The sequence below is a fragment of the Teichococcus aerophilus genome (assembly GCF_014490485.1).
GTDB lineage: Bacteria > Pseudomonadota > Alphaproteobacteria > Acetobacterales > Acetobacteraceae > Pseudoroseomonas > Pseudoroseomonas aerophila.
In genome coordinates this window covers 81,012-100,002 of sequence record NZ_JACTVA010000006.1, presented here as the reverse complement: position 1 = coordinate 100,002, position 18,991 = coordinate 81,012, and the positions used below count along the sequence as shown (strand labels likewise).

General features: G+C 71.6%; 15 protein-coding genes. 13 read left to right on the top strand and 2 right to left on the bottom strand.

Going from position 1 to position 18,991, the window contains the following annotated elements:
• Positions 1–74: 74 nt before the first annotated feature.
• The 11 genes from IBL26_RS05550 (at position 75) to IBL26_RS05500 (ending at position 15,171) form a co-directional block, all read left to right on the top strand.
• Positions 75–1,820, top strand: coding sequence for a heparinase II/III family protein (locus tag IBL26_RS05550; protein WP_187783469.1), 1,746 nt, complete (start codon positions 75–77; stop codon positions 1,818–1,820).
• Entirely contained in the window at positions 1,820–2,653 is an 834-nt protein-coding gene (locus IBL26_RS05545; RefSeq protein ID WP_187783468.1) for a hypothetical protein, read from the top strand. The genes IBL26_RS05550 and IBL26_RS05545 overlap by 1 nt, the downstream gene beginning before the upstream one ends.
• Before the next feature lie 639 nt (positions 2,654–3,292).
• The gene (locus tag IBL26_RS05540; RefSeq protein WP_187783467.1) at positions 3,293–4,615 is read left to right on the top strand and encodes an O-antigen ligase family protein; all 1,323 of its coding nucleotides are present in this window, start codon (positions 3,293–3,295) and stop codon (positions 4,613–4,615) included.
• The gene (locus IBL26_RS05535; protein WP_187783466.1) at positions 4,608–5,219 is read left to right on the top strand and encodes a sugar transferase; all 612 of its coding nucleotides are present in this window, start codon (positions 4,608–4,610) and stop codon (positions 5,217–5,219) included. Before IBL26_RS05540 ends, IBL26_RS05535 begins: the two co-directional genes overlap by 8 nt.
• A gap of 97 nt (positions 5,220–5,316) precedes the next feature.
• Positions 5,317–6,537, top strand: coding sequence for a DegT/DnrJ/EryC1/StrS family aminotransferase (locus tag IBL26_RS05530; RefSeq protein ID WP_187783465.1), 1,221 nt, complete (start codon positions 5,317–5,319; stop codon positions 6,535–6,537).
• Positions 6,538–6,548: 11 nt separating this feature from the next.
• Positions 6,549–7,811 (top strand): glycosyltransferase family 4 protein, encoded by a 1,263-nt coding sequence (locus IBL26_RS05525; RefSeq protein ID WP_187783464.1) that lies wholly within the window; start codon positions 6,549–6,551, stop codon positions 7,809–7,811.
• On the top strand, positions 7,811–9,046 hold the full coding sequence (gene wecB / locus IBL26_RS05520; protein ID WP_241749044.1) for a non-hydrolyzing UDP-N-acetylglucosamine 2-epimerase: 1,236 nt from the start codon (positions 7,811–7,813) through the stop codon (positions 9,044–9,046). Before IBL26_RS05525 ends, wecB begins: the two co-directional genes overlap by 1 nt.
• Positions 9,043–10,434, top strand: coding sequence for a glycosyltransferase (locus IBL26_RS05515; RefSeq protein ID WP_187783463.1), 1,392 nt, complete (start codon positions 9,043–9,045; stop codon positions 10,432–10,434). The genes wecB and IBL26_RS05515 overlap by 4 nt, the downstream gene beginning before the upstream one ends.
• A gap of 59 nt (positions 10,435–10,493) precedes the next feature.
• Positions 10,494–12,407 (top strand): polysaccharide biosynthesis protein, encoded by a 1,914-nt coding sequence (locus tag IBL26_RS05510; protein WP_187783462.1) that lies wholly within the window; start codon positions 10,494–10,496, stop codon positions 12,405–12,407.
• Between the two features lie 4 nt (positions 12,408–12,411).
• Positions 12,412–13,953 carry a nucleotide sugar dehydrogenase gene (locus IBL26_RS05505; RefSeq protein WP_241749041.1) on the top strand — a complete coding sequence of 514 codons (1,542 nt, stop codon included), beginning with the start codon at positions 12,412–12,414 and terminating at the stop codon, positions 13,951–13,953.
• Positions 13,954–14,010: 57 nt separating this feature from the next.
• A complete protein-coding gene (locus IBL26_RS05500) occupies positions 14,011–15,171 on the top strand; it encodes a DegT/DnrJ/EryC1/StrS family aminotransferase (RefSeq protein WP_187783461.1) in 1,161 nt (386 codons plus the stop codon).
• 469 nt (positions 15,172–15,640) lie between these two features.
• On the opposite strand, the gene IBL26_RS05495 is transcribed toward IBL26_RS05500, so the two are convergent.
• Complete coding sequence (locus IBL26_RS05495; RefSeq protein WP_187783460.1) at positions 15,641–15,817, bottom strand: hypothetical protein; 177 nt, start codon at positions 15,815–15,817, stop codon at positions 15,641–15,643.
• On the bottom strand, positions 15,814–16,053 hold the full coding sequence (locus IBL26_RS05490; RefSeq protein WP_187783459.1) for a hypothetical protein: 240 nt from the start codon (positions 16,051–16,053) through the stop codon (positions 15,814–15,816). Before IBL26_RS05490 ends, IBL26_RS05495 begins: the two co-directional genes overlap by 4 nt.
• A gap of 271 nt (positions 16,054–16,324) precedes the next feature.
• On the opposite strand from IBL26_RS05490, the gene hrcA reads away from it, so the two are divergent.
• Positions 16,325–17,356 carry a heat-inducible transcriptional repressor HrcA gene (gene hrcA / locus IBL26_RS05485; RefSeq protein ID WP_187783513.1) on the top strand — a complete coding sequence of 344 codons (1,032 nt, stop codon included), beginning with the start codon at positions 16,325–16,327 and terminating at the stop codon, positions 17,354–17,356.
• A gap of 613 nt (positions 17,357–17,969) precedes the next feature.
• Positions 17,970–18,602 carry a glutathione S-transferase family protein gene (locus IBL26_RS05480; RefSeq protein ID WP_187783458.1) on the top strand — a complete coding sequence of 211 codons (633 nt, stop codon included), beginning with the start codon at positions 17,970–17,972 and terminating at the stop codon, positions 18,600–18,602.
• Positions 18,603–18,991: the final 389 nt, after the last annotated feature.

The window sequence follows — 18,991 nt, the reverse complement described above, 5'->3', positions numbered from 1 at the left end:
GTTTTCCCTGGCGAGAGGCAAGCGCGCGACCTAGGCGCTCGCAAAAAAGTGAACACCCATTTATCATCGCCCGCATGCCGATCCAAGCGCGCATCATGAGGACGCTGCTGATAGCCGACGCCGCCTGGCGCCTCGGCCCGCGCGCGCTGGGCCGCTACGGGCGCTACCGCCTCTCGATGCTGAGCGGACAGGCCGGGCGGCGGCTGGCCGGCGCGCGGGCGCCGACCGGCCCGTTCCTGACAAATCAGCCCACGCCGCCGCCGCCCAGCTTGCCGGAAGCGGCGCGGGACGCACTGCGCACCAGCCTCGCCACCCTGCCGCCCCCTGCGGTGCATGGCCCTTTCCCTGCCACCGTCCCGGCACTGGGGATGGACCTGTTCGGCCCCGGCGATGTCCGCCCGGTGTGGGAGGCCAACCGCTTCCAGGCCCTGCCCCTGCTGGCCCAGGCGGCGCGGCTTTGGCCGCAGGCCGGGCACCAGGCGGCGCTGGGTGGCTGGCTCGGCGCCTGGCTGGCCGCCAACCCGCCCTTCCACGGCCCCAACTGGGCCTGCGGGCAGGAAGCAGCGTTGCGGGCGCTGCACCTGGCACTGGCCCTGGCGCTGCTGGAGCAGGACAAAGCCCCCACCCTGGCCACCCGTGCCGTGCTGCAACTGCATGCCCGCCGCATCGGCGCCACCGCCCGCTACGCCCAGGCGCAGGACAACAACCACAGCATCAGTGAGCCCGCCGGGCTCTATGCCTGCGCCCTGCTGCTGGGCGACGCTGCGGGGCGGGACCGCGCGGCGGCCGAGCTGGCCGTGGCCATGGCCCGGCTGGTGGCGCCGGATGGCGGCTTCGCCCAGGTCTCCACCGGCTACCACCGGCTGTTGCTGGACGTGCTCTCCATCGTCGAATGGCTGCGGCGGCGGCACGGCGCGCCGGATTTCCCCGCCCCCTTCGCCGGCCGCGCCGCCGCCGCCGCCACATGGCTGGCCCGGCTGGTGGCCGCGGATGGCGCCATGCCCCGCCTCGGCCACCAGGACGGCTCGGCCTTCGCCGATCTCTCGGCCGCCGGCCCGGCCGATGCGCGCGGCAGCGTGGAGCGGGCGATGCGGCTGTTCGCCCAGGCTTCGGCCGGCTTCGCCGCGGATTCCGGCTGCGCCTGGCTCGGCCTGCCCGCCATGGCAACGGCGGCGCGCCCCAGCCACTGGCAGGCCAGCGGCAGCATGGGGTGGGAGGCCGCCGGCGCCCGCGCCCTGCTGCGCACCGGCCCGTTGCGCTTCCGCCCCGGCCAGGCCGACCTGCTGCACCTGGAGCTGTGGGATGGCACCCGCCCGCTGCTGACCGATGCCGGCACCGGCGCCTACAACCCCGCCCCGGCCGACCGCTGGTGGCTGGATCATTTCTCCGCCGCCACCGCGCACAACCTCATCGTCTTCGATGGGCAGGAGCCGATGCCGCGTGCCTCCCGCTTCCTGCACGCCCGCTGGCCGGCCATGGCCACGCTGGCCGATGGCGCCGCGCGGCGGGACACGCATGGCCATACCCACCGCCGCCGGGTGTTGCCCGAAGGCCGCCTCTGGCGCGTGCTGGATGACGTGGAAGGCCCATTCACCGAGATCGCCCTGCGCTGGCGGCTTGGCCCCGGCGCATGGCGCGCCACCGCCAACGGCGCCTCTGGCCCAGCCATCCTTGCCCTCTCCGCCGACGCCCCGCTGGCGGTCTCGCTGGAAGCCGGTTGGGAAAGCCCCGCCTATGGCACGGTGCGCCCCTGCACGGTGCTGACCGCGCGGGCCCGCGCGCCGGTCCGGCACCTCGAAACCCGTATCGAACTGCCCTGATGCCGCTGGATGTGCTGCTGCGGGGCGTCTGGCGCCTGAAACCCTGGCTGCTGCTCGGCACGTTGCTGCTTTGGCTGGCCGGTGGCGCCCTCATCCTCTCCTGGCCGCGCGCCTTCACCGCCCAGGCGATCATCGCCCCGGCGGAGACCACCGGACTCGCCACCTCCACCCTCATCTCCGCCAGCGCCCTCTCGCCGGGCAGCCTGCTGGACACCAGGCCCTCCGGCAATTTCGCCGTCTACCTGGCCGCCCTGCGCAGCACGGAAGCCGCGGCGATGCTGGCGCGCGACACCCGCCTGCTGGACGCGTTGCGGGACCGCCGCGCCGACGGCCCCGCCGGCAGCGTGCGGGAAACGCTGGGCCTGCGGCTGGAAGCCGACATGGATGATGTCGGCGGCTGGCTGGAACGCAGCCTCGCCGTCACCCAGTCCCTCGCCTCCGTTACCTGGACGCTGGAAGTCTCGCTGGCGGACCGGGATCTGGCGCGGGACATCCTGACCCGCCTGCACGCCTTCGCCGAAGCCAAGGTGCGCACCGATTTGCTGGAGCTGGTGGCGCGGCGCGTGAAGGTGCTGGAAGCCCGCCTTTCCACCGAACGCGACATCTACCTCCGCACGCCGATCTTCGAATTGCTGGCCCAGCACCAGCGCGCCGCCATGGTACTGGCGGCGGACGAAGCGGTGGCCGCCCGCCTCGTCTCCGGCCCCAGCGTGGAACTGAAGCCCTCCGTCCCCAACCGGCCGCTGCTGCTGGCCATGCTGCTGGTGGTGGCACCGATGGCCTGCCTGTTCCTGGGGGCCTGCCTGGTGCTGCTGCGCGGGGGGAAGCGTTGATGGCCGGCGTTGCCGTCGCCATCCAGGGGGTCAGGAGGAAGGTCAGGGGAACGAATTCCCCTGAAACCCCATCTTTTTTCTGCCAGTTGGCGTGGGGCTTCAAGATCAGCAGGTGGTGCCATGGGAAAGATCGTGGGCTACCCGGACTCAACCGTCAGTCGCTGAACATCACCGACCTCCGGCGTAACGCCAGCCTGGGCTCGGAATGGCTGACGCCACCACAGCCACACCCGAATGACTCGCAAGAAAAAGAAGGGGCCCGGGGAATTCCTTCCCCGGCCTTCCTGTCCAAGGCTGAAGGTCGCTCTGTCCTCAGGCCGTGCGATGGATACCCACCGTCTGGAAACGTTGGCGTAGCATCGCAACCGGCAGAAGGGCACTTTGCGGAGTGCTGCAATCATCCGCCGGGTCCGTCTTGGCGGCCTGCTTCGCGCCAGCTTCGTCGGCGGCGTGGTCCAAGCTCCTCGCATGCGGTCTGCATCACCGCCGTGCCAGCACGCAGCATTCCAGCCGCGCCTTCAGCCAGCACTTTGCCCAGACAGTGGCTCAATGCCATTCCTGCTGCTCTCAGCACACCGATCAGGGCAAGAGCGCGAGTGCCGAAGGCCCTGAACCTCCGGCGCATAAAGGCTGCCGCCCATGTCTGACCGTGGGGTCCGGGGGGACCCTGTCCCCCCGGCGGGAGTGTCCAGGGAGGGCGGAGCCCTCTTTGGCCCCGGCCCGCATGCCAGCACAGGCATCACCAGCGGCATCCGCATCGACACCGCCACCATCGCCTCCCTGGCCGGCCTCGCCGCCGCCATCCTGCAATTCGCCGGGGCGCTGAAATCCTCGCCGGTGCTGGCGGGGCTGCCGTTCGACATCACGGTGCTGTCCCTGCTCGCACTGCCGCCCTTGCTGGCACTGTTGCTGCTGACGCGGCGGTGGTGGGTGCATCCGTTGCTGGCGCCCTCGCTCGCCGGGGCGGGGCTGTTGTGGCTGTGGGCGGTGCTGGCCGGCACCTGGAGCCTCAGCCACGACATCCTGGCCGCCAAGCTGCCGGAGATCGTGCTGCTCGGCCCGCTGATGCTGCTGGCGGGGCTGGCGGTGGGGGCGGATGCGGCGGCGCGGCGCTGGCTGGTGGGGCTGGTGCTGGTGGCGGGGCCACTGGTGGGGGCCTCGGTCGCGTGGGGGTTGGCCACAGGCTCGGTGGTGCTGGGCGGCGCGGTGGGCGCCAATCCGGACCTGGTGCGGGTGCAGTACCAGCTGGCGGGCCTGATCATCGCCTGTGCGGCGGGTCTGGGCGGCGTGCGGGCGGTGGAGGCGCGCGGCTGGGCCGGGCGGCTGGGCTGGCTGGGCTATATCGGCGCCATGGCGGTGGCGGTGCTGCTGCCGGGCGGCCGCACGGCGCTGCTGTCGCTGGGATTGTGCGTGGCGCTGGTGCCGGTGCTGCGGCTGTGGTCGGCGGCAAAGCCACGCGCGGCGCTGGGCTGGCTGGCGCTGATAGCTGCGGGCGGCGTGTTGGCGCTGGGCGTGATGCTGCTGAACCCGGCCCGGATGGAGGGGCTGCGAACTCTGGAGCGCTTCACCCAGGGCGGTGTCGAATCCTCCGCACGGCCGGCGCTGTGGCGCGCGGCGATGGAGTGGGGCGGCGCAGCGCCGCTGGGTGTGGGCACCGGCGGCTTCACCCTGGCGGCCGGCTATGGGGAACGGCGCGGTCTGTATCCGCACAACCACCTGCTGGAAGCCTGGGCGGAGGGCGGCCTGCCCGGTCTGGCCTTCTGGCTGCTGTGCTTTGGCGGCGCCGCGCTGGTGCCGCTGCTGCGCCTGCGGCGGATGGCGCCCGGCCGGCTGGCGCGGGTGGCCGCCCTGGTGCTGCCGGTGGCGATGGCGGCGATGGTATCCACCGACCTGGGGAACCGGATGGTCTGGTTCGCCCTGGGTCTGGTGTTGTCGACAGGGGTTGTGGCGCGGCGTGTATGACCGGTTTGGAAAGCGGGCGCTGGATGTGGCGGGCGCGGGGCTGGCGCTGGTGATGCTGGCCCCCCTGCTGCTGCTGGTGGCCCTGGCGGTGGCGCTGGCGCTGGGGCGGCCGGTGCTGTTCCGGCAGGAACGGGCCGGGCGAGGCGGGGTACCCTTCACCCTGATCAAGTTCCGCAGCATGCGGGACGGCCCTGGCGAGGATGCCGAGCGGCTGACCCGCTTCGGCCGCGCCCTGCGCGCCAGTGCCCTGGATGAGCTGCCGCAATTGCTGAACGTGTTGCGGGGTGAGATGAGCCTGGTCGGCCCCCGGCCGCTGCCCATGGCCTATACGGCCTGCTATTCGCCCCGGCAGCGGTTGCGCCTGGCGGTACGTCCCGGCTTGGCCGGAGTGGCGCAGGCCGCCGGGCGCAATGGCGTGCCATGGGAAGATCGGCTGGAGCTGGATGCCTGCTATGCTGCCGCCCCGGGGCCGACCCTGGTACGGGATCTGCGTGCCCTTCTGGGCACAGCGATGATCCTGTTGAAAAGAAAGGGCGTCAGCGCCCCGGGCCATGCCACGATGCCCGCTTTCGGTGGTTCGGCCATCAGCCGCAGAGAGAACTGAATCAAGCTCTGTACACTTTTTGGTGATAATTCCCCTTGCATGCTGGGGGGCGACCTGTTTCGTTAGGTCGGCGTTCACAAAAAAGTGAGCTTTGAGCATGGCCTTGGCGCTGAGGCTTGGTGCGACCGGAGACGGTGCACTGGGTGAGAATATCCGCCTCTTCCCCGGCCGCCCAGTTGCCACGGCGCGGCCCCGGCAACGGATCCTGCTATCCCCGCCATCCCTGGTGGGGGGAGAGCTGGCTTCGCTGGACCATACCCTGGCTTCGGGCTGGATCGCCCCCGCCGGCCCGGTGCCGGAAGCGTTCGAGGCCGCCATCCGCGCCGCCACCGGCACGGAACAGGGCCTCGCCGTCTCCTCCGGCACCGCCGCGCTGCATCTCGGCTACCGGGTGCTGGGCGTGGAGCGGGGGGACGAGGTCTGGACCTCCACCCTCACCTTCGTCGCCACGATCGCGCCCGCGGTGCAGATGGGCGCCCGCCCCCGCTTCCTGGACGTCACGGCCGATAGCTGGACGCTGGACCCGGACATGCTGGAGACCCGGCTGCGCCAGGCCGCCAACAAGGGCAAGCTGCCGCGCGCCGTGGTGCCGGTGGACCTCTACGGCCAGTCCTGCGACCTCGATGCCATTGTCACCCTGTGCGGCCGCTGGGGCGTGCCGGTGCTGTGCGACAGTGCCGAGGCGCTGGGCGCCGAGTACCACGGCCGCCCGGTGGGCAAGGGCGCGGCGCTGGCCGCCTTCTCCTTCAACGGCAACAAGATCATCACGGCAGGCGGCGGCGGCGCCCTGGTCTCGGACGATGCCGGGCTGATCGCCCGCGCCCGCCACCTGGCGACCCAGGCGAAGGAAACCGCGCCGCACTACCAGCATGAGACGACGGGATATTCCTACGGCCTCTCCTCCGTGCTCGCGGCGGTTGGCCTGGCGCAGATCGGCGCGCTGCAGGACCGGGTGGCGGCGCGCCGCGCCGTCTTCGCCCGCTACGCCCTACGGCTGTCGGACCTGCCGGGCATCGCCTTCATGCCGGAACCCGGCTGGGGCCGTTCCTCCCGCTGGCTCAGCGTCCTGACGGTGGACCCGGCGCGCTTCGGCACGTCGCGGGAACAGGTGCGGCAGGCGCTGGACGCTGCGGGGGTGGAAAGCCGCCCGGTGTGGAAGCCGCTGCACCTGCAGCCCGCCTTCCGCGGCGCCGCCTTCCACGGCAACGGCGTCTCCGGCCACCTGTTCGATCGCGGCCTCTGCCTGCCCTCCGGCGCCATGCTGCCGGAGGAACAGGACCGGGTGATCGACACGATCCGCGCCTGCTACCGGGGCTGAAGGGTTTCGGCGTGCGTATCCTGTACCTGCACCAGCACTATTCCGGCCCCGGCGGCGCCACCGCCACGCGCAGCCACGCCATGGCGCGTGCGCTGACGGCGGCGGGCCACAGCGTCACCATCGCCTGCGGGCAGTATGCCGGCGCCGTCACCGGCCTGGCCGGCCCGTTCCGCCACGGGCGGCGTGAAGGCGTGGTGCGCGGCGTGAAGCTGGTGGAATTCGCCATTCCCTGCGGTAACCACCAGGGCTTCGCGCGCCGCACCGCCGCCTTCGGGCGCTTCGCCGCCGCCGCCAGCCGGCTGGCGCTGGCCGAGCCCTGGGACCTGGTCGTCGCCAGCTCCACCCCGCTGACGGTGGCGATCCCGGCGCTGGTGGCGCACCGGCTGCGCGGCACCCCCTTCCTGTTCGAGATCCGGGACCCCTGGCCGGAGTTGCCGCGCGCCATGAAGGCGGCGCCCGCTTTGGCGCTGGCGGCGATGGAGCCGCTGGCCACCGCCGCCTGCCGCCGCGCCGCCGGCGTAGTGGCGCTGAGCGAGGGCATGGCCGAGACCGCCCTGGCACGGGGTGCCGACCCCGCCCGCGTCCGCGTGGTGCCGAATGGCTGCGACCTGGACCTGTTCGGCCCGCATATCGCCCCATGGCGGCCGCCCGGTGCCGCAATGTGGGAGGTGCTGGCCGTCTATGCCGGTGCGCATGGCCGCGCCAACGGGCTGGACCAGTTGCTGGATGCCGCCGCGCTGCTGCAACGCCAGGGCGAGCGCCGGCTGCGCCTGCTGCTGGTGGGCGAGGGCAGCGAGAAGCCCCGGCTGCAGCAGGCGGCCGTGGCGCGCGGCCTGGCCAACGTGACTTTCCTGGACAGCCTGCCGAAGCAGCGCCTGGCGGCCCTGCTGGCCGGCGCGCAGGTGGGGGTGCAGTGCCTGGCCCCGGTGCCCGAGTTTGCCGAGTGGACGGCGCCGAACAAGCTGATGGATTACCTCGCCGCTGGGCTTCCCGTGGTGGCGAACCTCTCCGGCCGGGCCGCAAGGCTGCTGGCCGAGGGCCATAGGGATTCCCCCTGCGGCATCGCCACACCCCCGGGCGATGCCGCAGCACTGGCCCATGCCCTGACCTGGATGGCGGATAACCCTGCCCTGCGCGGCCGGATGGGCGCCGCCGGCCGCGCCCAGGCGGTGCGGCGGTGGGACCGTCGGCTGCTGGCCGCCGATTTCGTCCATGCCGCCGAGCACGCCGTCGGGCTGGTTCCCGCCGCCGAGGCGTCGCTGGTCGCCGCCTGATGCCGCCCACACCTGACCTGGCCGGACCGCCGATGATGGAACCGCCCCTGCCGTGCACGGACGTGGCGCACGCGCCCAGCCTGCCCGGCCACCATGCAAGCGTGCCGGCATCGCCCTTGCCCGAACTGCACCTCGTCGCCGCCGCGCGGCCCAACCTGCCGAAGCTGGCGGCGCTGTGGCATGCCCTGGCGCGGGATGCGGCGCCCTTCTGCCGCCCGGTGCTGCTGCATACCGGCCAGCACCACGATGCGGCGATGTTCCATGCCCACCTGGCCGATCTCGGCCTGCCGGCGCCGGAGATCGCGCTGGATATCTCCGGCGGTGGCCATGCCGAGCTGACCGGCCGCACCATGATGGCGTGCGAGGCGCTGTGGCGCACCCGCCGCCCGGCAATGGTGGTGGTGGCGGGGGATGTGGACGGCACGCTGGCCGCCGCCCTGGCCGCGCGCAAGCTGGGCCTGCCGGTGGCGCACCTGGAAGCCGGGCTGCGCTGCGGCGACCGCGACATGCCGGAGGAGATCAACCGCCGCGCGGTGGATGCGATCAGCGACCTGCTCTGGGCGCCGGACCACGCCACCGCCGCCCGGCTGCTGGCCGAGGGCCATGCGCCGGCCAGCATCCGCGCCGTCGGCAACAGCATGATCGACACGTTGCTGGCGCGCCTGCCAGCCGCCCACACCCGTTCCCTGCCGGTCGGGCTGCGGGAAGGCGGCTATGGCGTGCTGACGCTGCACCGCCCGGCCAATGTGGACCACCCGGCGGCGCTGGCCGGCCTGCTGGCGGCGGTGGAACAGGCCGCGCGGCTGCTGCCGCTGGCCTGGCCGCTGCACCCGCGCACGGCACGCCGCATGGCGGAATTCGGCCTGGCGATGCCGGCCGGAATCACCCGCCTGCCACCGCTGGGCTACCTGGATTTCCTCTCCCTGCTCAGCCGCGCCCGCCTCGTCGCCACCGATAGCGGCGGGGTGCAGGAGGAAGCGGCGGGGCTGGATGTGCCATGCCTGACGCTGCGCCCCTCCACCGAGCGGCCCGTCACGCTCGAATCCGGCGCCAACCGGCTGGTGGCCACCGCCGCCCTGCCCGATGCCATGGCCGAGGTGCTGGCCGGCCGCTGGCCGCCGGCCCGCCCCATCCCGTTATGGGACGACGCGGTCGGTACCCGTATGGTGGCGCATCTGCGGCAGGTGCTGGCCCCTGCCGTGGTGCTGGCCCCTGCGGCGCAGGTGGCGGCGTGACCGCGCCGCTGGTCTGCATGCTCTCCGCCGCGCATCCGCCGGCGGATGTGCGGGTGGTGGGCAAGGAAGGCGCCGCACTGGCCAGCGCCGGCTGGCGGGTGATGCATCTGTGCCCCGCCCCCGCACGCCAGGACGCTTCCGCACCGTTGCAGGAAACGGCCGCGCCCGCCGCGCTCAACGGGCGCGCATCCATCGCAAGCGCACTGGTCGGCGGCGCGGCTGTCGGCAACGCATTTGCCAGTGACGTCCCGTCCAGCGGTGCGGGGGCCGAGAGCACGCTGGCCACCGGCGACACCGCGGCCCGCAGCACGCCACCCCGTCCGGCCGCCGCCGGCCGCGTCCCCAACAGCCACGTCCCCGCCAGCCATGCCGGGGTCGCCATCCAGACCTATCGCCGCGCCCCCGGCTGGCGCGGGCGGCTGCTGGGCATTCCGGCGCTGGCCCGCCGCGCCGCCGCCACCGGCGCCGCTGTGCTGCATGCCAGTGAGCCGGATGCCTGGATCGCCGCCATCCTCGCCGCGCGGCGCAGCGGCGCCCGGGTGGTGCTGGATGTGCACGAGCATTACCCCTCCCGCCTGGACCACCGGTTGCCCAGGGTGCTGCGGCCGCTGGGCCGCGCCGGGTTGCGGCTGGCCTGCCGCCTCTCCGCCCGCGCCGCCGACGCGGTGGTGGTGGCCAAGGATGGCCTGGATGCCGATTTCGCCGCCCCTGCCCGCACCATTCCGGTCCGCAACTACGCTACCCCCGCCGCCGTCACCCCCCGCCGCCACGCGCCGGGGCCGCTGACGCTGGTGCATCTTGGCGCGCTCGGCCGCTCCCGCGGCGCATGGGAGATGCTGGAGGCGCTGGCGCTCTGCCCGCCGGAGACCCGGCTGCGGCTGATCGGCCGCTTCACCGATGGCAGCGGCGAGGCCTTTTCCGCCCGCGCCGCCGAGCTCGGCCTGGCCGGGCGGATCGACCAGCTGGGCTGGATGCCGCATGAGGCGGCGCTGCAGGCCGCCGCCAGCGCCGATATCGGCCTGGTACTGTTCCAGCCGGGGGTGGAGAACCACCGGCTGGCCCTGCCGCACAAGCTGTTCGACTGCATGCTGGCCGGCCTGCCCATCATCGCCCCCGCCTTCGCCGAGGAAGTGGCATCGGTGGTGCGCGACGCCGCCTGCGGCCTGCTGGTGCCGACGGAAGATCCCGCCGCCATCGCCGCCGCCATCCACCGGTTGCGGGACCCCGCCATGCGGGCCGGCATGGGCGCCAACGGGCGGGATGCGGCACTCGGCCGCTTCGGCTGGGGGGCGGAAGCGGCGCGGCTGGTCGGGCTGTACCGGCGGCTGGCGCCCCTGCCCGCCACCGTCGCCGCGCCCGCCGCCCCGGCCCCGCTGGAAGTGGCGTGACCACCCTCCCTACAGCAGGTGCTTCACCGCGCCGTTTACTGCGCCTATACGCGGCCCCTATGGCCCCCCAACGCATCCTGATGAACCTCGGCATCGACGCGCTGCTGGCCGGCGTGGCATTGCCGGCCGCGGTCTGGCTGGCAGCCCCCGGCACCTGGCCGCCGCCGCTGTGGTGGGCGGGGGCGGTGCCGGGCGCCGTGGCCTCCCTGGTCGCCGCCGCGCTGCCGCTGCGGCTGCCGCAGCAATACCTGCGCTTCGCCGCCCTGCGGGACCTGACGCGGGTGCTGGGCGCCGGCATCGGCGGGGCCGCCATCTTCTCCGTCGGCGCGCATCTGCTGGGGGGCTGGGGCTCGCCCAACCCCGCCTTCCCGCTGCTGCATGCCGGCGTGCTCTCCGCCGCGCTGATGGTGCCACGCGTCATCGGCCGCATGACCCAGGCGCACCGCGTCGGCCGCGTCAGCGAGGCGCCGGCCCAGCCGGTGCTGCTGCTGGGCACCGGCGATGCCGCCGACCTGTTCATCCGTGCGCTGATCCAGCAGCGGGCGCCGGGCTACCAGGTCATGGGCATCCTGGCGCCGCGCTCCCGCGCCGCCGGCCGGCGCATCCATGGCTACCCCATCCTCGGCGCCATCGAGGATATCGGCGCGTTGCTGGACCGCCTGCGGGCCGAGGAACGCCTGCCCACCGCCCTGGTGCTGGCCGACCCCGACCTGCATGGCGAAGCGCTGGAAGAGGTGCTGGACGCTGCCGACCGCCACGGCGTGCCCGTCAGCCGCGCCCCGCGCCTGACGCGGCTGGACCCTGCCAAGCGGGAGGACACCGTCAGCACCCGCCGCTTCGACCTGCGCCCCGTGGCGATCGAGGAATTGCTGGACCGCCCGCAGGTGCCGCTGGACCGCGAGGGCATGGCCCGCCTGGTACAGGGCCGCCGCGTGCTGGTCACCGGCGCCGGCGGCACCATCGGCGGGGAGCTGGCGCGGCAGGTGGCCGCCCTCGGTCCCTCCCAGCTGACGCTGCTGGATCACGGCGAATTCGCCCTCTACTCCATCGACCTGGAACTGGCGGAAAACCACCCCGGCGTGCCGCGCCGCGCCATGCTGGCCGATGTGCGGGACGCCGCCCGCATCGCCACGCTGATGCAGGACGTGCGGCCGGAACTGGTGTTCCACGCCGCCGCGCTGAAGCATGTGCCGATGGTGGAGAACGACCCGCTGGAGGGGCTGCTCACCAACTCCCAGGGCACGCGCATCATCGCCGATGCGGCGCTGGCCGTCGGCTGCCGGGCGATGGTCTTTATCAGTACCGACAAGGCGGTGAATCCCACCAGCGTCATGGGTGCCAGCAAGCGACTCGCAGAGATGTACTGCCAGGCGCTGGACGTGCAGGCACGGCACGGGCAGGGCGGCATGCGCTGCGTCACCGTGCGCTTCGGCAACGTGCTCGGCTCCACTGGCAGCGTCGTGCCGCTGTTCCGCCGCCAGTTGGAACGCGGCGGGCCGCTGACGGTGACGCACCCGGATATGCGCCGCTACTTCATGACCGTGCGGGAAGCCGTCGGCCTGGTGCTGCAGGCCTCCGTCGTGGGCGCCGAGGACCGGCAGGACCAGCCGCCGGAGCTGGCCGATGGCGGCATCTTCGTCCTGGATATGGGCAAGCCGGTCAAGATCGTCGACATGGCGCGGCGGATGATCCGCCTGGCCGGGCTGCGGCCGGACGAGGAGGTGGAGATCCGCTTCACCGGCCTGCGCCCAGGCGAGAAGCTGTTCGAGGAACTGTTCCATGGGCAGGAGCCGCCGCGCCCCACCCAGTTCCCCGGCCTGCTCGTCGCCACCCCGCGCACGTCCGACGCGGCGGAGATGGGTGCGGCGATCGACCGCATCGCCGCCAGCGCCCGTGCTGGCGACACCGCCGGCGCCCTGGCCCAGCTGGCCCAGCTGGTGCCGGAATTCGACCACAACACCGGAACCGGCTGACCGCATGACCGCTGCCCCTACGCCCACTGCCCTGGGCTTGATCGAACGTATCCAGGGCCGGCAGGCGCGTATCGGGGTGGTGGGGCTGGGCTATGCCGGGCTGCCGCTGGCGCTGCGCTTCGCCGAATGCGGCTTCGCCGTCTCCGGCTTCGATATCGACGGCGCCAAGGTGGCCGCCATCAATGCGGGGCGGAGCCCGGTGCACGGCATCCCGGATGCCCGTGTCGCCGCCGCCCGCATCGCCGCGCATGAGGATTTCGCAGCGGCGCGGGATTGCGATGCCATCCTGATCTGCGTCCCCACCCCTATCGGCCCGCACAAGGAGCCGATCCTGGAGCCGGTGCGGCAGACCCTCGCTTCCCTGGCGCCGCATCTGCGCCCCGGCCACGCCATCGCGCTGGAGAGCACGACCTATCCTGGCACCACGGAGGATTTCGTCCTCCCCGCCCTGGTGGCAGCGGGCCTGCGCGTCGGCGTGGACGCCTTCGCCCTCTACAGCCCGGAGCGCGAGGACCCCGGCAACCCGGACGGCACCTTCGGCCGCGTGCCGAAGCTGGTGGCCGGCGCGACGCCCGCCTGCCTGCAGGTCGGCATGGCGCTGTACGGCGCCGCCACGCCGCATCTGGTGCCCATGACCTCGCTGGCGGCGGCGGAGCTGACCAAGCTGTACGAGAACGTCTTCCGCGCGGTGAATATCGGCCTGGTGAACGAGCTCAAGCGCATCAGCCACGCCCTGGACATCGACGTGCACGAGGTGATCGACGCGGCACAGACCAAGCCCTTCGGCTTCATGCCCTTCCGCCCCGGCCCCGGCCTCGGCGGCCACTGCATCCCGGTCGATCCCTACTACCTGGCCTGGAAGGCGCGCGAGCTCGGCGTGCCGAGCGACTTTGTCGAGCTCGCCGGGCGGGTGAACGACGCGATGCCGCCCTATGTGGTGGGCCGGCTGCGGGATGCGCTGGATGCGCGCGGCATCGCGCTGCGGGGGGCGAAGGTGCTGCTGCTCGGCCTCGCCTACAAGCCCGGCGTGCCGGATACGCGGGAGAGCCCCGCCATCGAGATCTTCCGCCTGCTGGAGGAAAAGCGGGTCGAGATCGCCTATCACGACCCGCTGGTGCCGCATTTCCCGGTCACCCGCCGGCTGCACGGCCAGGCGCCGGGGCTGGAAAGCCAGGAGCTGACGCCCGCTCTGCTGGCGGCGCAGGATGCGGTGCTGGTCGTCACCCCGCAGCCGGGCATCGACTTCGCCCTGGTACGCGACCATGCGCCGCTGGTGGTGGATACGCGCGGCGTCTACCGCGATGCCGCCGTGCGGGTCGATGGCCCGGATCAAGACGCGCCCTGGGCCGAGTTGCGAGGGGCCGGGTCGCGGGCCGCGCCGTGCCGCCCGGATGCGGGCCCCGCCATGGCCCACGCACCGGCGCATGCCACCGCCCTGGCGGATGCGCCGCGCCCCGGCACCGCCCAGGGTGCATTGCACCCTGAAATGCCCGGTGATTTCCCATCCGCCCCCCACCGGGCCTATCACCGCGTCATCCAGGCCTGAGCGCCCCCTTCCCAGGGCGGCGTCGGCCGACCCTGAGATGACCGGAGCAATCCGACTATGACCACTGAGACCACCGCGCGCCCGATCGCCCTCTTCGACATGAAGGCGCAGCAGGCGCTGATCCGCGCGGAGATGAACACCCGCATCGCCAAGGTGCTAGATAGCGGCGCCTTCGTGAACGGCCCCGAAGTCCGCGAAGTGGAGGAGAAGCTGGCCGCCTTCGCCGGCGCCAAGCACGCCGTCGGCGTCTCCTCCGGCACCGATGCGCTGCAGATCGCCATGATGGCCGAGAAGATCGGCCCGGGCGACGCGGTGTTCCTGCCCGCCTTCACCTACACCGCCACCGCCGAGGTGCCGCTGGTGCTGGGCGCCACCCCGGTCTTCGTGGACGTGGCGGCCGACGGCTTCAACATCGACATCGCCGACCTGAAGCGCCGCATCGCGCTGGTGAAGGAGCAGGGCAAGCTGCGCCCCCGCGCCGTCGTCGGCGTGGATCTGTACGGCCTGCCGGCCGACTGGCCCGCCATCCTGGAAATCTGCCAGGCCGAGGGCATGTTCGCGCTGGATGACGCCGCCCAGGCCTTCGGTGGCGCGCTGGATGGCAAACGCCTCGGCCGCTGGGGCACCGCCACGGCGCTGAGCTTCTACCCGACCAAGACGCTGGGCTGCTACGGCGATGGCGGCGCCATCCTGACCAACGACGCCGAGCGCGCCGAGCTGTACCGCAGCCTCCGCACCCATGGCGAAGGCAAGACCCGCTACGAGGTGGAGCGCACCGGCATGAACGGCCGGCTGGACACGATCCAGGCCGCCATCCTGCTGTGCAAGCTGCCGCTGATGGAACAGGAACTGGCCGCCCGCACCCGCATCGCCGGCTGGTATGCCGAGCAGCTGGGCGAGCACGTGGTGGTGCCGCGCGAACGCCCGGGCGCCCAATCCGCCTGGGGCCTCTACACCGTCATCCTGCCGGACAGCGCGACGCGTGAGCGCGTGCAGGCGGCGATGAAGGACCGCGGCGTGCCCAGCGCCATCTACTACCCGAAGCCGCTGCACCACCAGCCGGCCTACGCCGCCGCCCACGCCTACGGCCTGCCCAACGGCCCGGCCCTGAGCGTCAGCGAAGACCTGTGTGGCCGCGTCCTCTCCCTGCCCATGCACCCCTATCTGGACGAAGGCCAAGTGGCGACGGTGGCAAGCGCCCTCATCGCCGCGCTGTAACGGCCCCGTTCGTGGCCGCCGCCGTTTGGGGCGGCCACGCTGATGGGCAATGCTCTTCCGGGACGGTCCAGGCGCGCATCCGGGTGATCTGGCGGCGATGCTTTGGCGGCCGCGGCGTCCGGGTTGGAGCCGCCTTGATGGATGGAAGCCAGGCAGGACAGTGAAGGCCGGGGAAGGAATTCCCCGGGCCCCTTCTTTCCTTCTTCAAGTTTTTGGGCGTGGCCGTTGAGGAGTTGATCTGCGGATAAGGCTGGGAGCGCCAGAGGTCTCAGACCTTGGCGACTGGGAGTTCAGCCCGCACGACCGATATTGAATATCCTCGGAAGCGCCCGCCCTCAGTCCTGCAGCGCTCCACCAAACCCGCAGAAAGAAAGAAGGGGTCTGGGGAATTCATTCCCCAGCTTACGCGCCAAGACCACTACGGCCGCGACAAGAAACGCGCCGCCGCTTCACAGGACGGGCGGCGCGTTCAGTCCACCAGCAGCAGGCTGCCACCCCAGGAGAGGCCGAAGAACACCACCACGACCACGGCGGTGGCCATGCCGGGGCAGCGTGCGGCGCGGTCCAGCAGCAGGCCGCCCAGGCCGGCCAGCACGGAGAACAGCAGGAAGGCTGCCATCAGGGCGTTGAAGGCGGCTGCTGTCACGCGCGGTCCCGCCGCCGGCGCCGGCGGATCGTGGCGCGTTCCGTGGCGGAGAGGGGCGCGTACAGGGCGCGGGCATCGCGCAGCCAGGCGGCACGGCTGCCGGGGTTGCCGCTTTCGTAGCGGATGGCGGCGGGGTCTGGGGTTTGCGCGGCGGCTTCACGCCCCGCGGGTGGGAAGGCGGCCAGCCAGCCCATCAGTGCCAGGGGCCAGAGGCGGTTCGGCGGTATGTCCGTCATGCGACCTCCTCATGCTGCAGCGGTCTGTGCTGCTAGTAACCACCTGTATGAAACGGCAAAATGGCTATGGTGTGACAACACGTTGCGCGGTGCTCCTCATATCCCACACAAGGGAGTGAGCTGCCGCCGCGCTGGCGCTTGACGCAGGGAGATGTGATCCCTACCGTTTTACTTGGTTGTTCAAGGGGATGGCTTCAACTTGGGTGCACCACCCTTCTCACGCACAGGCTTCCCCCGCAGTACCCTGCCCAGGGACCTGTCCGGTGCCGCGTTGTTGCCGGGCCTCGACAGCCGCGGCGCCGCGATCCTGCGCCAAGTCGTTGAACTTTATGTGGAAACCGGGGAACCGGTGGGCTCCCGCACCCTATCCCGGCGCCTGCCGCTGGCTTTGTCACCCGCAACAATTCGTAACGCGATGGCGGACCTGGAGGAGGCCGGGCTGCTCTACGCCCCCCACACCTCCGCCGGCCGCCTGCCGACCGAGCAGGGCCTGCGCCTGTTCGTCGATGGATTGCTGGAATTTGGCGACCTGACGGACAAGGAGCGGGAAGCCATCGCCCTGCGCTGCGCCAGTTCCGGCCGCAGCTATGAGGAGACACTGGCGGAGGCCGGGCAGATGCTCTCCGGCCTCGCCGGTGCCGCCGGGCTGGTGGTGGCGCCGAAGACCGAGGCGCCGATCAAGCATATCGAGTTCGTCGCCCTCTCCCCCGGCCGGGCGCTGGTAGTACTGGTCAACGCGCACGGACAGGTGGAAAACCGCGTCATGGAGGTGCCGGCCGGCCTGCCGCCCAGCGCCTTCACCCAGGCCAGCAACTTCCTGAATGCCCGCCTCTCCGGCCGCACGCTGGAGGAAACCCGCGCCCTGGTGGCCGAGGAGATCAAGGCCAACCGCAACACGCTGGATGAGCTGAGCCAGCAGGTCATCGCCGCCGGCCTCGCCACCCGTGCCGGCGGCGGCGGCGGCTCCCTCATCCTGCGCGGCCAGGCCAAGCTGCTGGAGAACCTGGGCGAGCTGGCCCGCGTGCACGAGATCCAGGCGCTGTTTGAACGGCTGGAAGCGCAGGAGACGATGCTGCGCCTGCTGGAACTGACCCAACGCGGCCAGGGCGTGCAGATCTTCATCGGCGCGGAGAGCGGGCTGTTCGACAGCGCCGGCCTCTCCATGGTCGTCGCCCCCTTCCGCAATGGGGAGGAGCAGATCGTTGGCGCCATCGGCGTCATCGGCCCGACCCGCATCAATTACGGCCGGGTGATCCCGGTGGTGGACTACACGGCCCAGGTCATCGGCCGCCTGCTCGGCTGAGAGGCTGTCCGGGCCTTATGCCCGCGTAGGCTGCTCGGCCCGGTTGTAGGGATATTGGGCAAAGTCGCCGGTTGAGTTGGCGCGGAACATCCTCCGAACTGGCCCGTATTTTTAGATAAGCTGCAGAGGCGGCCAATCTTCAGCTGGAGAAGAAAGGCTGGGGAAGGAATTCCCCAGACCCCATCTTTTGTCTGTGAGTCTTTTGAGGCTGACGGTTGGAGCGTTCGCTTTTTCCTGCCCAGGCCAGCGCTGCGTTGGAGGTCGATCCTCATTCACTGAGAGCATTTTTTGTTCGCACAGGCTCACTTCAAATGCTCTGGCTTGTTGTTTTGAAGGGCATCGTCACGCCGTCAGGTGATTCCACCTGATGGATATCTGCTCTAGCTCTGCCAGGCAGTCCTGAAGCCCGCCGCCAAAACCCGCAGAAAAAAGATGGGGTTTCAGAGGAATTCCTTCCCCTGACCTTTCCTTGCCCCAGGCCAAGTGTCGATGGCCGGGGGTGTTCACGCCGGCTTTTCGCCCTTGAGCACGCCCGTGTTCGGTGGGACCGTCCGGAACCAGCAGACAAGGCTCCGCCGTCCATGCGGCGCGAGGGCCTGACAAAGGAAACGCGATGTCCCTGACGATCTATGGCGTACTGCGCTCCCGCGCCTCCCGCCCCATCTGGCTGGCCAAGGAGCTGGGCATCCCCTATCGCCACGTCCCCGTCATCCAGGGCTACCGCCTGGCGGACCCGCTGGCCCTGGACGCGCCTTTCAACACCGTCACCCCCGCCTTCCGGGAGATCAATCCGAACGGCCTCATCCCCTCCATCCAGGATGGCGGGCTGGTGCTGCATGAGAGCCTGGCCATCACCCTCTATCTGGCCAAGAAGCATGGCGGACCCCTCGCCCCGCGTGACCTGACCGAGGAAGCCCAGGCGATGATGTGGAGCCTGTGGGCCACCACCTCGGTCGAGGAACAGGCCCTGTCGATGCGCGCGGGCCCGGACGCGATCGAGCGTGCCTTCCCGGGGCTGGACAAGCAGTTCGGCGTGCTGGCTTCGGCCCTGAAGGCCGGCGGCGGCTGGCTATTGGGCGGGCGCTTCACCGTAGCCGACCTGAACGTGGCGGAATGCGTGCGCTACGCGCAATCCGCCCCCGCGCTGTTCGAGAAGCACCCGGCGGTGAAGGAATGGCTGGCCGCCTGCCACGCGCGCCCGGCCTTCCAGGCGATGTGGGCGGAACGGGATGCCGAGCCGGCCTGAGTTCTGTTGCGCTGGCGCTGGTACTGGGGGTGCTGACCCCAGGCCCCGCCGGGGTGGAAAGTCCACCCCGGACCCCGCTGTCAGGTTTTTTCAGTGCTTTACGGCTTGAGCGGAACGCTGCCGCAGGACGGGTTCAAAGTATTTTTATAAGGCCATGCTGGCTGGGGGCGTCAGTCGTCGAGGGTCATGGACGCTCGGCGGAACCACCGTGCCGCCTGCCTGAAAACCGACGGCGGGGTCTGGGGTGGCACTGCCACCCCAGCGGGAGTGTCCAGAGAGGGCGGAGCCCTCTTTGGCCCCGGCACACCATTATGCAGGGCAGCCCCCCGTGACCTTGGGGGGGAGGCGTATCATATAACGCCCCGACCGAGTGGCCCCCACTCACTGAC

What these genes read in the sequence shown, in the direction of transcription:
- IBL26_RS05540 (WP_187783467.1), top strand. Translation starts at nt 3,293, where the DNA reads ATGTCTGACCGTGGGGTCCGGGGGGACCCTGTCCCCCCGGCGGGAGTG.
- IBL26_RS05500 (WP_187783461.1), top strand. Translation starts at nt 14,011, where the DNA reads ATGACCACTGAGACCACCGCGCGCCCGATCGCCCTCTTCGACATGAAG.
- IBL26_RS05490 (WP_187783459.1), bottom strand. Translation starts at nt 16,053, where the DNA reads ATGACGGACATACCGCCGAACCGCCTCTGGCCCCTGGCACTGATGGGC.
- IBL26_RS05550 (WP_187783469.1), top strand. Translation starts at nt 75, where the DNA reads ATGCCGATCCAAGCGCGCATCATGAGGACGCTGCTGATAGCCGACGCC.
- IBL26_RS05530 (WP_187783465.1), top strand. Translation starts at nt 5,317, where the DNA reads ATGGCCTTGGCGCTGAGGCTTGGTGCGACCGGAGACGGTGCACTGGGT.
- IBL26_RS05545 (WP_187783468.1), top strand. Translation starts at nt 1,820, where the DNA reads ATGCCGCTGGATGTGCTGCTGCGGGGCGTCTGGCGCCTGAAACCCTGG.
- IBL26_RS05480 (WP_187783458.1), top strand. Translation starts at nt 17,970, where the DNA reads ATGTCCCTGACGATCTATGGCGTACTGCGCTCCCGCGCCTCCCGCCCC.
- wecB (WP_241749044.1), top strand. Translation starts at nt 7,811, where the DNA reads ATGCCGCCCACACCTGACCTGGCCGGACCGCCGATGATGGAACCGCCC.
- IBL26_RS05510 (WP_187783462.1), top strand. Translation starts at nt 10,494, where the DNA reads ATGGCCCCCCAACGCATCCTGATGAACCTCGGCATCGACGCGCTGCTG.
- IBL26_RS05505 (WP_241749041.1), top strand. Translation starts at nt 12,412, where the DNA reads ATGACCGCTGCCCCTACGCCCACTGCCCTGGGCTTGATCGAACGTATC.